Annotated in this window: 16 protein-coding genes; 9 read left to right on the top strand and 7 right to left on the bottom strand. The window is 60.0% G+C overall.

Annotation, left to right across the window (positions count from 1 at the left end; translation table 11 throughout):
• Window positions 1–90 precede the first annotated feature (90 nt).
• Complete coding sequence (locus tag KPHS_25640) at window positions 91–969, top strand: LysR family transcriptional regulator (protein YP_005226864.1); 879 nt, start codon at window positions 91–93, stop codon at window positions 967–969.
• Here KPHS_25640 and KPHS_25630 read toward each other — a convergent pair.
• Window positions 923–1,405 carry a putative acyl-CoA N-acyltransferase gene (locus tag KPHS_25630; RefSeq protein ID YP_005226863.1) on the bottom strand — a complete coding sequence of 161 codons (483 nt, stop codon included), beginning with the start codon at window positions 1,403–1,405 and terminating at the stop codon, window positions 923–925. The genes KPHS_25640 and KPHS_25630 overlap by 47 nt on opposite strands.
• 143 nt (window positions 1,406–1,548) lie before the next feature.
• On the opposite strand from KPHS_25630, the gene KPHS_25620 reads away from it, so the two are divergent.
• Complete coding sequence (locus tag KPHS_25620) at window positions 1,549–2,493, top strand: putative malate dehydrogenase (protein YP_005226862.1); 945 nt, start codon at window positions 1,549–1,551, stop codon at window positions 2,491–2,493.
• Between the two features lie 14 nt (window positions 2,494–2,507).
• On the opposite strand, the gene KPHS_25610 is transcribed toward KPHS_25620, so the two are convergent.
• The 3 genes from KPHS_25610 to KPHS_25590 are packed head-to-tail and all read right to left on the bottom strand — an operon-like array spanning window position 2,508 to window position 5,485.
• Window positions 2,508–3,269: a putative transcriptional regulator gene (locus tag KPHS_25610; protein YP_005226861.1), complete on the bottom strand. Its 762-nt coding sequence runs from the start codon at window positions 3,267–3,269 to the stop codon at window positions 2,508–2,510.
• A gap of 1 nt (window position 3,270) precedes the next feature.
• Window positions 3,271–4,257, bottom strand: coding sequence for a 4-hydroxythreonine-4-phosphate dehydrogenase (locus KPHS_25600; RefSeq protein ID YP_005226860.1), 987 nt, complete (start codon window positions 4,255–4,257; stop codon window positions 3,271–3,273).
• Window positions 4,250–5,485: a four-carbon acid sugar kinase family protein gene (locus KPHS_25590; protein YP_005226859.1), complete on the bottom strand. Its 1,236-nt coding sequence runs from the start codon at window positions 5,483–5,485 to the stop codon at window positions 4,250–4,252. The genes KPHS_25600 and KPHS_25590 overlap by 8 nt, the downstream gene beginning before the upstream one ends.
• Before the next feature lie 174 nt (window positions 5,486–5,659).
• Between KPHS_25590 and KPHS_25580 the strand changes: the two genes are divergently transcribed.
• The 6 genes from KPHS_25580 to KPHS_25530 all read left to right on the top strand — a co-directional run bounded on the left by KPHS_25580 (window position 5,660) and on the right by KPHS_25530 (window position 11,507).
• The gene (locus KPHS_25580) at window positions 5,660–6,808 is read left to right on the top strand and encodes a putative alcohol dehydrogenase (RefSeq protein ID YP_005226858.1); all 1,149 of its coding nucleotides are present in this window, start codon (window positions 5,660–5,662) and stop codon (window positions 6,806–6,808) included.
• Window positions 6,809–6,822: 14 nt separating this feature from the next.
• Window positions 6,823–7,707, top strand: coding sequence for a dihydrodipicolinate synthase (locus KPHS_25570; protein YP_005226857.1), 885 nt, complete (start codon window positions 6,823–6,825; stop codon window positions 7,705–7,707).
• Window positions 7,708–7,783: 76 nt separating this feature from the next.
• Window positions 7,784–9,193, top strand: coding sequence for a Na+/solute symporter (locus KPHS_25560; protein ID YP_005226856.1), 1,410 nt, complete (start codon window positions 7,784–7,786; stop codon window positions 9,191–9,193).
• A gap of 3 nt (window positions 9,194–9,196) precedes the next feature.
• Window positions 9,197–10,363 (top strand): putative glycosyl hydrolase, BNR repeat protein, encoded by a 1,167-nt coding sequence (locus KPHS_25550; RefSeq protein ID YP_005226855.1) that lies wholly within the window; start codon window positions 9,197–9,199, stop codon window positions 10,361–10,363.
• The gene (locus KPHS_25540) at window positions 10,360–10,833 is read left to right on the top strand and encodes a YhcH/YjgK/YiaL family protein (RefSeq protein ID YP_005226854.1); all 474 of its coding nucleotides are present in this window, start codon (window positions 10,360–10,362) and stop codon (window positions 10,831–10,833) included. Before KPHS_25550 ends, KPHS_25540 begins: the two co-directional genes overlap by 4 nt.
• A complete protein-coding gene (locus KPHS_25530) occupies window positions 10,830–11,507 on the top strand; it encodes a short-chain dehydrogenase/reductase SDR (RefSeq protein YP_005226853.1) in 678 nt (225 codons plus the stop codon). Before KPHS_25540 ends, KPHS_25530 begins: the two co-directional genes overlap by 4 nt.
• Before the next feature lie 64 nt (window positions 11,508–11,571).
• Here the strand turns inward: KPHS_25530 and KPHS_25520 are convergent, their stop codons facing one another.
• On the bottom strand, window positions 11,572–12,363 hold the full coding sequence (locus KPHS_25520) for a putative oxidoreductase (protein ID YP_005226852.1): 792 nt from the start codon (window positions 12,361–12,363) through the stop codon (window positions 11,572–11,574).
• 246 nt (window positions 12,364–12,609) lie between these two features.
• On the opposite strand from KPHS_25520, the gene KPHS_25510 reads away from it, so the two are divergent.
• Window positions 12,610–13,764: a sugar efflux transporter gene (locus KPHS_25510; RefSeq protein ID YP_005226851.1), complete on the top strand. Its 1,155-nt coding sequence runs from the start codon at window positions 12,610–12,612 to the stop codon at window positions 13,762–13,764.
• A 68-nt stretch (window positions 13,765–13,832) separates the two neighbouring features.
• Here the strand turns inward: KPHS_25510 and KPHS_25500 are convergent, their stop codons facing one another.
• Window positions 13,833–14,501 (bottom strand): multiple drug resistance protein MarC, encoded by a 669-nt coding sequence (locus KPHS_25500; protein ID YP_005226850.1) that lies wholly within the window; start codon window positions 14,499–14,501, stop codon window positions 13,833–13,835.
• Between the two features lie 43 nt (window positions 14,502–14,544).
• Entirely contained in the window at window positions 14,545–14,673 is a 129-nt protein-coding gene (locus KPHS_25490; protein ID YP_005226849.1) for a hypothetical protein, read from the bottom strand.
• Between the last annotated feature and the right edge of the window lie 77 nt (window positions 14,674–14,750).

Genomic DNA, 14,750 nt, shown 5'->3' with positions numbered 1-14,750 from the left:
GTTGCTTGCGAAGTGTCCGTATTCTGGCTTACCTTTCCATTCATTGAAAATGAATAATATTAAGCAACGCATTCACAAAAGAAGAATATCATGGACCTGACTCAGCTAGAGATGTTTAACGCTGTCGCCAGCACCGGCAGCATTACCCAGGCGGCGCAGAAAGTGCATCGCGTGCCGTCCAACCTCACCACCCGCATCCGCCAGCTGGAGGCCGACCTCGGCGTTGAGCTGTTTATCCGCGAGAACCAGCGCCTGCGCCTGTCGCCTGCGGGACACAGCTTTTTGCGCTATAGCCAGCAGATCCTCGCCCTGGTGGACGAGGCGCGAATGGTGGTGGCGGGCGACGAACCCCAGGGGCTGTTTTCTCTTGGTTCACTGGAGAGCACCGCGGCGGTACGGATCCCCAGCACTCTGGCCCACTTTAATCAGCGCTACCCGAAAATTCATCTGGCGCTCTCAACCGGCCCTTCCGGGACGATGATCGACGGCGTACTGGAGGGCGCCCTGAGCGCCGCGTTTGTCGACGGCCCGCTGGTGCATCCGGGCCTGGAGGGGCTGCCGGTGTTCCCTGAAGAGATGATGATCGTCGCCCCCTACGGCCACGCACCCATCACCCGCGCCAGCGAAGTGAACGGGGCCAACGTCTACGCCTTTCGCGCCAACTGTTCCTATCGCCGGCATTTTGAGAGCTGGTTTCATGCCGACAGAGCGACCCCGGGCAGGATCCACGAGATGGAGTCTTACCACGGGATGCTGGCCTGCGTCATCGCCGGCGCCGGCCTGGCGTTGATCCCGCGCAGCATGCTGGAGAGTATGCCCGGCCATCAGCAGGTTTCCGCCTGGCCGCTGGCCGAAGAGTGGCGCTGGCTCACCACCTGGCTGGTGTGGCGCCGGGGCGCCAAAACCCGCCAGCTGGAGGCGTTTATAGCGCTGCTGAACGAAGATCGGCAAACAGTGGTTTCTCCATAAACACGCTGAGCGGATCGGGTTGATACGGCGCAAACGCGCAGCGGGTCTGGTAGCCGTTGCGCGTGTAGAGGGCGATGGCCGCATGCTGATGGATACCGGTCTCCAGGCGCAGGGTATGGCAGTCGCGCTGACGCGCTTTCGCTTCCAGCGCCGCCAGCAGCTTTTCTCCCAGCTGCTGGCCGCGGTGCTGGGGATCGATATAGACCCGCTTCATCTCGCCAAAGCCTTCCTCACTGAGAACAATAGCCCCGCAGCCAACGGCCTCGCCCTGCGGGCTGCGGATCGCCAGGGCGATGACCGTCTGCGGCGGCAGCTGGCTAAGGTCCAGCAGGTGGTTGCTCTCCGCCGGGTAGAGGGTCTCCTGCCAGGCGTCGAGGGCGGCAATCAGGGCGATAAATTCGGCGTCGGTAGGGGCGATGTCGGTGATGGTGTACATAGGTGAGCTCCTTTTTACCCCACTGTAGCGCGGCCGGCGGCTTTTCCCGACATAGCATTAACTTATATTGCCGCCCGCCTATTGCGCTAACCAACTGAAACACAGTAATTTTATCCCCTGCCGTTCGTACTTGAGATCTGAATATGCACACCAAAGCCCGTAAAGTGATGATTATTGGCGCCGGCAATGTCGGCGCGTCGGCGGCCTACGCCCTGCTCAACCAGAGCATTTGCGAGGAGCTGATCCTCGTCGACCTTAACCAACAGCGCGCTGAGGCCCACGCTCAGGACCTGAGCGACGCCGCGGCCTACCTGCCGGGGATGATGACCATCTCCACCCGCGAGGCCAGCGACTGCGCCGATGTCGATATCGCGGTGATCACCGTCTCCGGCGGCGCGCTGCGCCCCGGCCAGAGCCGGCTGGATGAACTGACCTCCACCGCGAAGATTGTGAAGAGCATTGTGCCGACGATGATGGCCAACGGATTTAACGGCATCTTTCTGGTGGCCACCAACCCCTGCGACATCATCACCTGGCAGGTATGGCAGCTTTCCGGCCTGCCGCGCAGCCAGGTGCTGGGCACCGGCGTCTGGCTGGATACCACCCGCCTGCGTCGCCTGCTGGCGCAGGAACTGGAGATTGGCGCCCAGAGCATCGACGCCTTTATCCTCGGCGAGCATGGCGATACCCAGTTTCCGGTGTGGTCGCACTCCTCGGTATATGGCACGCCAATCGCCGACCTCTACCAGCAGCGCACCGGCCTGCCGCTCGATCGCGAGGCGATGGCTGACAAAGTGCGCAAGCTGGGATTTGAGATCTACGCGGGTAAAGGCTGCACCGAATATGGCGTGGCAGGGACCATCGCCGAGATCTGCCGCAATATCTTCACCGGCAGCCACCGCGCGCTGGCGGTCTCCTGCATTCTTGACGGCGAGTACGGGGTCAGCGGCGCGGCGGCTGGGGTGCCGGCGGTGCTGGCCCAGGGTGGCGTGAAGCAGATCATTGAACTGCAGCTGGCCGGCGAAGAGCAGGCGAAGTTCAGCCAGTCGATCGCGGTGATCAAGGCCAATATCGCCCGTCTGCCCTGACGGCAGCCTGCGAGTCAGTCGGCAATGATCAGCTGCGGGGAAAGGGTCTCCAGCGCCTCGCGGGTTTTATCCGGCAGGTGGGCGTCGGTCACGATATCGGTCAACGACGCCAGCGGAGCGATGTTGAACAGTGACCAGGCGCCGTATTTGGAGCTGTCCGCCAGCAGGATACGCCGCCGGGCATTGGCCATCAGATCGCGCTTCAGGGCGGCCTTTTCCTCCGTCGGGGCGGTGATCCCCTTCTCAAGGTCCCAGCCGTTGCAGCTGACGAAGGCGAGATCGGGCCAGATGGTCTGCAGCAGGCGGCGGCCGTGATCGCCGATGCACGACTGGCTGCTGTCATCGATGCGCCCGCCGATAATCGTCACTTCGATCTGCTTAAATTCCGATAGGAACAGCGCGATATGTAAATCGCTGGTGATCACCCGCAGCGGCAGATGGGTGATCTGCCGCGCCAGCTCAATCATGGTGGTGCCTGCGTCAAGCACAATGGCGTCGCCGGCTTTCACCAGCGCTGCCGCCGCACTGGCGATAGCCTGCTTCTCAAGCGGACTGCGCTGGGCTTTCTCCAGCGTCGTCGGCTGGGAAGGAATAAACCGGTTCAGCGTCACCCCGCCGTGCGTTCGGCTGATCACCCCTTCTTGATCGAGTTTGATCAGGTCGCGGCGAATGGTGGCCGGCGAGGCGTTGGTCGCCGCCACCAGCTGGTCGACTGTCACCAGATTATGGCTTTTCAGGAAGTCCATAATCTGCTCTAACCGGTTATATCCCTTCATGTTATTCCTGCGCGATGTGCATGGCGAGCTCAATGGAGGTTGCCATGCTCTCAGACTTCGCTTTACCTGTCCAGGCAATATCAAACGCAGTGCCATGATCCGCGGAGGTACGGATAAACGGCAGCCCGGCGGTAATATTCACCCCGTCATAGAATCCCAGCAGCTTCAGCGGAATATGCCCCTGGTCGTGATACATCGCCACCACCATGTCGTACATGCCTTCGTGACACTGCATAAACACCGTGTCCGGCGGACAGGGGCCGGTCACCTCCACTCCCTTCGCCCGCATGGCGGCGACCGCCGGGGCGACGATACGGATCTCTTCATCGCCAAACAGGCCGTTCTCCCCGGCGTGCGGGTTAACGCCGGCGACCGCGATGCGCGGACGTGGATAGCCGACGCGGCGCAGAAAGCGATCCGCCACGCCAATCACCGTCTCAATCCGCGGCTGGTTGAGGGTATCGAGGAACTGGCGCAAGGAAATATGGGTAGTGATATGGATAACCTTAAGCTTCTCGGTATAGAGCACCATGGCGTAATCGGTAGTCTGCGTCAGGTGGGCCAGCAGTTCGGTATGGCCGGGATAAGCGTGCCCGGCGAGATGCAGCGCCTCTTTATTCAGCGGCGCGGTAGCGATGGCCGCGACCGCGCCCTCCAGCGCCAGCGCGGTCGCCCGCCTGATGCAGCGAAACGCGAGATCCCCTGCCTGGGCCTGGACTTCGCCAGGGCGCAGCCCCTGCGGGTCGCTGAGTGGTTCATCAATGACGTTGATGGTCGCTGGGGAGAAACTCGCCTCGGCGGGATGGTCAATAATGCGCAGCTCCGCCCGCGGCGTGATATTTAGCGCCAGGATCCGCCGCAGCGTCTGCGCGCAGCCCACCACCACCACCGGCGCGCCGCTCAGCGCCCCCTCGGCGAGGGATTTGATAATAATCTCCGGACCAATCCCTGCCGGGTCGCCCATTGTCACTGCAATCATCTTAGACACTCAGTTTCTCCTCAATAAAATTCACAACATGTAATAGCGTGGTGTCGGTGCCGAATCCTCCGGCTTTGGTCATCACCGGCCGCGACCAGCGGCCGCCGAGAAAATGCCCGTATGGAACGCACTCCGCCACCCGGCCGCGGATCTGAAACCCTGTGGCGCCGAGCGCGTGTGCGACGGCGATGGCCACATCGCCGCCGGAAAGATACAGCGCGCCAGGGGAAGACTGCGCCACCGCCTGCGCCGTGACGTCGGCAAGCCAGGCGCAGATGTGCTCCCCGTAGGCGGCGCGGCTGAGACCGCGTTCACGGCACCGGGCTTCAATCCCGTGCCGGGCGGCGTGATTCGGGCGGGTGGTCACCACGCAGTGCTGGCCCTCGCGCAGCGCCCCGGCGATCCGTGAAGCTTCCTCCTTCGGCGATCCGCTAAAGGTCTGTTCGACATCAATTTCAATCACCCGTACTCGGGAATGGACCTGCAGCGCAGCAACCTGACGCTGCGCCATCTCGCTCATCGAACCGACCACCGCCATCAGCGGGCCCTGCTCGCTGCGGCGCAGGCGGCGAGCCAGCGCCTCGCAGAGACCCGCCGAGCCGACCAGCAGGGTCTCCCGCGCATGGGGCGCAACGGCGTCGATCACCTGGTCCAGATGGCTGTCTTCCCAGGCGTCGACAATCAACACTCGCTTCTCCTCGCCCGCCGTCGCTAATGCCGCCGGAAGCTGGCCAGCGTTCAGGGTCAGACAGGGAAGACGGCTCTGCATGGCGATAATTTCGCTAATCTCCGCCCGGCTCACCGGCGTTTTCGGATCGCTGGCAAATTCGGTCTGATCGAGGGGCACACCATGCACATAGCAGCGCCCGTCCCGGGTATGCCGCCCGGCTGCCGGATAAGCCGGGGCCACCACCGCCATCCGGCAGCCTTGCGCCGCCATCATTGCCTCCAGTTCGCCGCCGGGGTTACCGCGCAGCGTGGAGTCAATCTTCTTTACCTGCCAGTGCGGGACGAATGTCGCCGCGCCGCGCAGCAGAGCGGCGACCTTGTCCGCCGCCGCCGCGGCGGTCATCGCCCGGCTGTCGCTGTTGAGAATTAATGCCCGGGCGGTTGATGGCTGTCCGGCGGTGAAGGCCACTTCCACCGACATACCCGCCTCCGCCAGGCTGACCCCGGCGTCATTGGCCCCGGTAAAGTCATCCGCCAGCACCAGCACTCTGTTATTGCGGTCGTTCATTCTCCTGCCTTGTAGTCGATAAAATCTTAAATTGATTATATTCAATCATATTTGATTAAATATGAGCAAGCTCAAGTTATTAAGTTGCCGTATAAATTATAACTTTTCCCCATCAGACGAGTGGCAAGATTTATGAATGATTGAATTCAATCAATTACTACCAAGGAGAAACGCGTGGCGACGATACACAGCACAATCATCAGCGGGGCTGGCGCCTCATCGGCCCTGCTCCCGCTGCTGGCCGGTAAATCCTCAATCCTGCTGGTGACCGACAAGAACGTCGGGGCGCTGGAGGCAACCCAGGCGATTCATCGCCTGCTGGCGGCTGAAGGGCGTGAAGTTGAGGTCATTGACAGCGTGCCAGCGGAGCCCAACCATCACGATGTTACGCAGATCGTCAGCCAGCTGGGCGCCAGCCAGCCGCAGATGGTCGTTGGTATCGGCGGGGGGAGCGTACTGGATGTAGCAAAACTGCTGTCAGTACTTCTGCACCCTGAGGCGCCCTCGCTGACGTCCCTGCTGGCAGGCGAGCAGCCGCAACGACGAATTTGCTCATTGTTAATCCCGGCCACCGCGGGCACCGGATCCGAAGCGACGCCGAACGCCATTCTGGCGATCCCCGAGCAGCAGACGAAGGTGGGGATCATCTCCCCGGTGCTGCTTCCGGACTATGTCGCCCTGCTGCCGGAGCTGACCACCAGCATGCCGCCCAGCATCGCGGCGTCGACCGGAATCGATGCTCTGTGTCATCTGCTGGAGTGCTTTACCTCCACCGTCGCCAACCCGGTGAGCGATAACGCCGCGTTAATCGGTTTACACAAGCTGGTACGCCATATCGAGCGTTCGGTAAATCAGCCGCAGGATCTGACGGCGAAGCTGGAGATGCTCTGGGCCTCGTGGTACGGCGGCGCAGCAATCAACTATTCCGGCACTCACCTGGTGCATGCGCTCTCCTATCCGCTTGGCGGTACCTGGCACCTGCCGCACGGGGTGGCCAACGCCATTCTGCTGGCGCCCTGCATGCGGGTGGTCCGCCCTCACGCGGTGGCGAAGTTCGCTCAAGTCTGGGACCTGATCCCCGATGCAGATCGCACGCTCAGCGCGGAAGAGAAATCCCATGCGCTGGTCGCATGGCTGGCGGCGCTGGTCAAACGACTGCCGCTGCCGGACAACCTGGCCGCGCTAGGCGTGCCTCAGGAGAGTATTTCCGCCCTCAGCGCAGCGGCGCAAAACGTCAAACGCCTGATGAACAATGCCCCATGCAGCGTCAGCCGCGAAGAGATCGCGGCCATCTACCAAACGCTGTATCCAGAACATGCCTAACAGGAGAAAGTTAAATGAGGAAAGCTATTAGCGGCGTACTCACCGCCATTGTCACTCCCTTTACCGCCGAGGGAGCGCTTAACCTGCCGGCGCTACGCCAGCAGGTGCAGCGCCAGCTCGCCGCAGGCAACGGTATTTTCTGCGGCGGCACCAACGGCGAGTTTTTTGTCCTCAATGAGGAAGAGAAGATCGCCGTCGCCAGAACCTGCGTGGAAGAGGCGGCCGGTCGCGCGCCGGTGGTGGCCCATATTGGGGAGGTTTCCACCCGGGAGACGCGCCGGCTGGGCCAGCAGATCGCCCGCCTCGGAGTTGACGCGGTATCGGCCATTACCCCGTGGTTCGTGCCCTTGAAGCAGGAAGAGCTGATTAACCACTATACGGCGATCGCCGACGCGCTGAGCGTCCCGCTCTTTCTTTACAACATTCCCGCCCGCACCGGGAACACTATTGCCCCGGAGACCGCGCGCCAGCTGGCCCGCCACGAGAATATCGTCGGCATTAAGGATAGCGCCGGCAGCTACGACAGCCTGAAAGGCTTTCTCGACGCGGTGCGCGATATCGACGGTTTCGACGTTCTGAACGGGCCGGACTCGCTTATCCATCAGGGATTTGTCGACGGCTGCTCGGCCTGCATCTCGGGGCTTGCCAACGTCGCCCCCGCTGAAATTAACGCCATCTGGTCGCGCTTTCACGCCGGGGATATCGCCGGATCGCGCCAGGCCCAGGAGCAGGTAACGGGCCTGCGCACCGATCTGTATAAAGTGGCGTTCTCGCCTGCGGCGGTGAAGAAAGCCCTGCAGCTAATGGGTCACGAGGTGGGCGACAGCCGCTACGCGGTGCAGTTTAGTGACCACCAGCTGCAGCAGATACGCGACATCATCGCTCGTTATTTAGCGTAATACTTGCTGCGCTTTTTTAATAAAACAGACCGGGTACCGCCGTGCCCAGGATTCGTACGCCCAGAGAGAGGCTAAGATGAATCATTTTACCGCTGAAGATACCTTTATTATTGTCGGCATTGTTATTGCCTATATTCTGTTTACCACCTGGCTGACATTCCGTATTCGTAGTAAAAATTCCGGGGATTTTATGGAAGGCTCGCGCGCCATGCCGGCCTTTATTGTCGGTATATTACTGATGTCAGAATATATTGGCGCCAAATCGACCATCGGTACTGCCCAGGCCGCCTTTGAGAGCGGAATTGCCGCCTCGTGGTCCGTGCTGGGGGCAGCCATCGGCTTTCCGCTGTTCGGTTTAATCCTGGTGAAACGCATCTATAACACCGGAAAAATCACCATTTCCGGCGCCATCGCTGAAAAATATGGCAACAGTACCAAAAATATTATCTCCCTGATTATGATTTATGCGCTGCTGCTGGTTAACGTGGGCAATTACGTCAGCGGTGCCGCAGCCATCTCCACCGTATTAAAAGTGAATTTACCGGTAGCCGCCTTTATTACCGCCATTGTGAGTACCTTTTATTTCGCGTTCGGCGGCATGAAGGGCGTCGCCTGGGTCACCATGTTACACAGCGCGTTGAAATACGCCGGTCTGCTGATCATTCTGGGTTTTGCCCTGTCCAAAACCGGCGGCTTCTCGCCGATGATGGAGAAGATGCCGGATTATTACTGGACATGGGATGGCAACATTGGTGCTGGCACGATCTTCGCCTGGCTCATCGGCACTATCGGCTCCATTTTTTGCACCCAGTTTGTCATTCAGGCCATTAGCTCAACCAAAGACGTTCGGTCAGCGAAACGCTCCACCTGGATCGCCTTCTTTTTCTGCCTGCCTATCGCCTTTGCCATCGCCATTATCGGCGTCGCGGCGAAATACCTGCATCCCGAGATCAACAGCCTGTATGCCCTCCCGGTCTTTCTGCAGGACATGAACCCGTGGCTGGCAGGTCTGGTGACAACGTCACTTGTGGCATCGATTTTCGTCAGCGTAAGTACCGTAGCCCTGGCCATTGCCTCGCTGGTGGTGAAGGATTTTTACGTACCATGGCGCAACCCAACGCCGGACCAGGAATTCAGAGCCACACGCTGGGCGTCGCTAATTATCGGCTTCCTGCCGCTGATCTTTGTGCTGCTGGTACCGGAGGTGCTGAAACTCTCCTTCTTTACCCGCGCCATTCGCCTCTCCATTACCGTGGTGGCGGTCATCGCCTTCTATGCCCCCTTCTTCAGAAGCACTCGGGGCGCGAATGCCGGCCTGATCGGCGCCTGTGTGGTGACGTCCGTCTGGTATTTACTCGGCGACCCGTTCGGCATCAATAACATGTATGTCGCCCTGGCGACCCCGGCCATCATCATGGTGATTGACCGCCTGATCCCAAATAAATCACAACCATCCCCCGCCCCAGTTGAGCAACGTGGAGTATAAAACATGACCGTAATTCCGCCTTTTGACGGCGTCATTCGCCAACACCAGCAAGATGAACACATCGCATGGGCAATGCTTCCCTGCGCCTGCCCGCAGAACCATGCCGCCAATCTGCTGCCGCTGGATGACGGCAGCCTGATGTGCGTCTGGTTTGGCGGCTCCCAGGAGGGAAAAGCCGATATTTCTATCTGGGGATCGCGGTTAGCCCCCGGCAGTGACCGCTGGAGTGAGGCGGTCAAGCTATGTGATGACCCAGACCGCTCAGAACAAAACCCGGTGCTGTTTCAGGCGCCCGATAACGTGCTGTGGCTGTTGTGGACAGCGCAATTTGCCGGAAACCAGGATACCGCCATTGTGCGCTACCGCCTCTCCCACGATGGCGGACGAAGCTGGGGGGCCATCGATACGCTGCTGGATCAGCCGGGTACCTTTATTCGCCAGCCAATAAGCGTTATGTCTGACGGCAACTGGCTGCTGCCGGTCTTTTACTGCCGTACCGAACCCGGCGAGAAATGGGTGGGTAACAATGACGTCAGCGCGGTGAAGATCTCTTCAGACTGCGGAAAAAGCTGGCGTGACGTGGCGGTCCCGGAGAGCCTGGGTTGTGTCCATATGAGTATCACTCCGCTTCCGGACGGCAGACTGGCAGCCTTCTTCCGCAGCCGCTGGGCGGATCATATCTGGTTCAGCCAGTCCAGCGACCAGGGAGAGAGCTGGTCTGCGCCGGTACCGACGACGCTTCCGAACAACAACTCGTCCATTCAGGCGACCCCCCTGGACAATGGTGAACTGGCGCTGGTGTTCAATAATATGAGCGCCGCCGGCGCCACGGAACGCCGCGCCTCGCTGTATGATGAAATTGCTGACGACGATGGCCGTAGGGAGCCGGAAGCGACCGGGAAAAGCGCCTTCTGGGGCGCACCACGCGCGCCGATGACCGTCGCTATTTCAGCCGATGGTGGTGAAAGCTGGCCGTGGCTGCGCAATCTCGATGAGGGTGACGGCTACTGCATGACCAATAATTCGGAGCAGAAGCTGAACCGGGAGTTCTCCTACCCCAGCATCAAACAGGGAGCAGACGGTAATTTGCATATCGCCTACACCTGGTATCGCCAGGCGATCAAGTATGTTCGTGTCTCGCCACAGTGGGTAAAAGGAGAAAGCGCATGATTATCGGTAATCTTCAGGCGCTGCAGCAGGCTGGTCTGCCGCCGGCGTTAAAGCAGCTATTGAGCAGCGAGGCCTGTTCGCTGGCCGCCCTCAGTGCCAGAGAGAATGGCCGCTTCCAGCCCGACGATGCGCCGTGGTTCTGCACCCTCAGCGTGGTGCAAACCCAGCCTGCGGCCGAGCGGCATACGGAATATCATCGCCAGTGGGCGGATATTCAGGTCATCCTGGCCGGCGAGGAGCGCATCCAGGCGGGCATGGCTCCCGCGATGCGCCCGGAAGATCATGAGCTTAAGCCCGACCTCTATATATGTCAGCCGGCCCCGGAGAGTGTCTCTATTCTGCTGCGTCCCGGCGACTTCGCGGTCTTTTACCCCGGCGAACCGCACCAGGCGCTGTGTGCGGTTTCGACGCCAGCACCGGTCAGAAAGGCAGTATTCAAAATCCCCGCTGAGATGCTGGAGGCGCGATGAAGCGGGCAATGGTAACCGGGGCCAGCTCCGGGATCGGCGCCGCAGTGGTGAGGCAGTTGCTGGCGGACAGCTGGCAGGTGATCGGCATGAGCCGTTCGCTGCCGCCCTTCTCACAGCCGAACTTTCGCCATCTGATGGTCGACGTCAGCCAACGCAGCGCGCTGCTGGCGGCGCTGGAGCAGATTGAGCCCCCTCAGGCCATCATTCACGCCGCGGGTTCAATGGCGGCCGCCACCCTGGGTAATCTGGACCCTCAGCGCAGCGAGTCGTTGTGGCGTTTACATGTCGATGCTGCTCAGACATTGGTCAATCACTTCGCCCCGACCATGGGGCCAGGCGGGAGGATCGTTCTGCTGGGAAGCCGTACGTCACGAGGCGCCGCTGGTCGCTCGCAGTATGCGGCCACCAAAGCCGCGCTGGTCGCTCTCGCCAGGAGCTGGGCGGCAGAGCTGGCGCCTGCCGGGGTGACGGTCAACGTCGTGGCTCCCGGGGCAACCGATACGCCGATGCTTCATCAGCCAGGCAGAGAAAGTTCCCCGCCGCGGCTTCCGCCGCTTGGGCGACTCATTACTCCGCAGGAAGTGGTCTCTCTGGTGAGCTGGTTGCTGAGCGAGGGCGCATCGGCGATGACCGGACAGGAGCTGGTGATGTGTGGCGGCGCATCGCTGGGCTGATGCTATGTCGCACCCGGGGAGCGGAAGTAGATTACCGCTCCCCGGGGCGACGCGGGGGCGATGATTAACGCAGGTAAACCGTTCCGCGCATATAGGTGGTGGCCTGGCCGCTAATCAGCACACGGTCGCCCTGCCACTGGCAGCGCAGGTCGCCGCCGCGAGCGGAGACCTGGCGCGCCATCATGGTGGTTTTCCCCAGCTTTTCGCCCCACCAGGGGATCAGCATGCTATGGGCGGAGCCGGTGACCGGATCTTCCGGCACCCCTTCTCCCGGGCAGAAGAAGCGGCTGACAAAGTCATACTCTTCATCCGGCGCGCTGACGCAGATCATTTTGCCAAGCGTTCGCAGCCGCGCCATATCCGTTCGCACCGCTTCAACCTGCTGGCGATCCGCCAGCACCACCAGATAATCGCGCCCTTCCCGAACTTCAACGGCGGCCTCGAGTCCCAACCCGGTCAGCAGATCCGCCGGCGGGTTTTGCACCGGGGAGGTCGACCACGCCGGGAAATCGAGCGTCAGCCAGTCGCCATTACGGGTGACCCGCAGCTCACCAACAAAACGGGTGCTAAAGAGAATCGTCGCCGAAGGATGGTCGAGATATTCGAAAATAACGTGCGCAGCGGCGAGGGTCGCGTGGCCGCAGAGATTGATCTCAGCGAGTGTGGTAAACCAGCGCAGCTCATAGCCCTCGTCGGTACGGACAAAGAAAGCCGTTTCGGATTGATTATGCTGCTGGGCCATTTTCAGGAGCACATCGTCGGCTAACCACTCGCTGAGCGGGCAGACAGCCGCGGCATTGCCGCCAAAGTTTTTATCGCTGAAAGCATCGACCAGATAAAATTGAATTTCCTGCATACCCTGTCCTTACTTTTTTTACTTTCCTTCAACATGACATAAAAGCGCCCCCTTGACACTATCCATAGCAAAATTAATCGCTTAACCGCGGCCAGCCCCTTGCGATGAAATGAGACGCAGATCACAAAATGATTGTCTTTTCGCCAACAATCGTTTTAAGATCAGCGTCACATCTTTCCCTGAATCACCAGTCCAGAGCTTATGACTACGAATACGGTCTCACGCAAGGTAGCGTGGCTACGTGTCGTGACGTTGGCCATCGCCGCGTTTATTTTTAACACCACAGAGTTTGCCCCGGTCGGTCTGTTGTCGGATATTGCCGACAGCTTCGGCATGGAAACCGCCCAGGTGGGCATGATGCTGACCATCTACGCATGGGTGGTGGCGTTAATGTCGCTGCCGTTTATGCTGCTGACCAGCAAAGTGGAGCGCCGGCGCCTGCTTATCGGCCTGTTTATTCTGTTTATCGCCAGCCACGTCCTGTCGTTTTTTGCCTGGAATTTTGACGTGCTGGTGATCAGCCGCATTGGTATCGCCTTTGCGCATGCAGTGTTCTGGTCGATAACGTCGGCACTGGCCATCCGCATGGCCCCGCCGGGCAAACGGGCGCAGGCGCTGAGCCTGATCGCCACCGGTACAGCGCTGGCGATGGTGTTTGGTATTCCGATCGGGCGCATTATCGGCCAGTACTTTGGCTGGCGGATGACCTTCCTGGCGATCGGCCTCGGCGCGTTAGCCACCCTGGCCTGCCTCGTAAAACTGCTGCCGACCCTGCCGAGCGAACATTCTGGCTCGCTGAAAAGCCTGCCGGTGCTGTTCCGCCGCCCGGCGCTGGTCAGCGTGTACATTCTGACCGTGGTGGTGGTGACCGCCCATTATACCGCCTACAGCTATATCGAGCCCTTTGTCCAGACGGTAGCGGGCCTGAGCGGCAACTTTGCCACCGTACTGCTGCTGATCCTTGGCGGGGCCGGTATTATCGGCAGCATTCTGTTCGGTAAACTCGGTAACCAGCACGCGTCGGGGCTGATAAGCCTGGCGATTGCCCTGCTGCTCGCCTGCCTGCTGCTGCTGCTGCCGGCCTCGCATAACCCGCAGCACCTGATGCTGCTCAGCATCTTCTGGGGGGTGGCGATCATGATTATCGGTCTCGGCATGCAGGTGAAAGTGCTGGCCTCCGCTCCGGATGCCACCGACGTCGCCATGTCTCTGTTCTCGGGCATCTTTAATATCGGCATAGGCGCCGGGGCGCTGGTCGGCAGCCAGGTGAGTCTGCATCTTTCCATGGCCTCCGTCGGCTACGTCGGCGCCATTCCGGCGCTGGTCGCGCTGGTCTGGTCGCTGATGATATTCCGTCGCTGGCCGGTATCGCTGGAAGACCATCAGCCGCACCACTCCTGATTCCGTCGCACAAAAAAGCCCGCCGGTATCGCGCCGGCGGGCTTTTTTTCTCTGCGCATCGCGGGCGGTCAGGGATGCCAGGTCGAAATGATCTCCAGCACGCCGTTAATAATAAACTGCACGCCCATGCAGACCAGCAGAAAGCCCATCAGTCGCGAGATGGCCTCGATGCCGCCTTTGCCAACCAGACGCATAATCGCGCCGGAACTGCGCAGACAAGCCCACAGAATCACCCCTAACAGCAAAAAGATGATCGGCGGCGCCGCCAGCACCACCCACTCCGGGAAGTCCACGCCGTGCTTAACGGTCGAGGCGGAGCTAATAATCATCGCGATGGTGCCCGGACCGGCGGTGCTTGGCATCGCCAGCGGCACAAAGGCGATATTGGCGGTCGGTTCATCCTGCAGTTCTTCCGATTTGATCTTCGCTTCCATCGAATCGTGGGCTTTTTGCTGGGGAAACAGCATGCGGAAACCGATAAAGGCCACAATCAATCCGCCGGCGATACGCAGCCCAGGTATTGATATGCCGAATGTATTCATCACCACCTGACCGGCATACCACGACACCATCAGGATGGCGAAGACATACACCGATGCCATTAACGCCTGTTTATTACGCTCGGCGTTGTTCATATTACCGGCCAGGCCAAGGAACAGCGCCACGGTTGTGAGTGGATTCGCCAGCGGTAAAAGCACCGCCAGGCCGAGCCCTATTGCTTTAAACAAATCGAACATAGTTAATTAAAGTCCCGTTAATATTCATTTTTTAAGAATGGTTTCATTCCGTGAGTATGTCGGCTTCAACAAATTTGACGCCAGCCTGCTGATAAATCACTTCTGCAAAAAAATAACAAGCGTTAGAAAAATCATAAAGAGTGACCCACATCGTACTTTTCCATTTTAGCAAATCGTGGCATCGGCCAATTCATAATGTTGACTTATGATTGCCTGGGCAATAGTATCACTTGCAACTAATTACTTGCC

The sequence above is a fragment of the Klebsiella pneumoniae subsp. pneumoniae HS11286 genome (assembly GCF_000240185.1).
GTDB classification, from domain to species: Bacteria; Pseudomonadota; Gammaproteobacteria; order Enterobacterales; family Enterobacteriaceae; genus Klebsiella; species Klebsiella pneumoniae.
The sequence above is the reverse complement of the archived record's forward strand: the minus strand, read 5'-3'. Positions and strand labels throughout refer to the sequence as shown.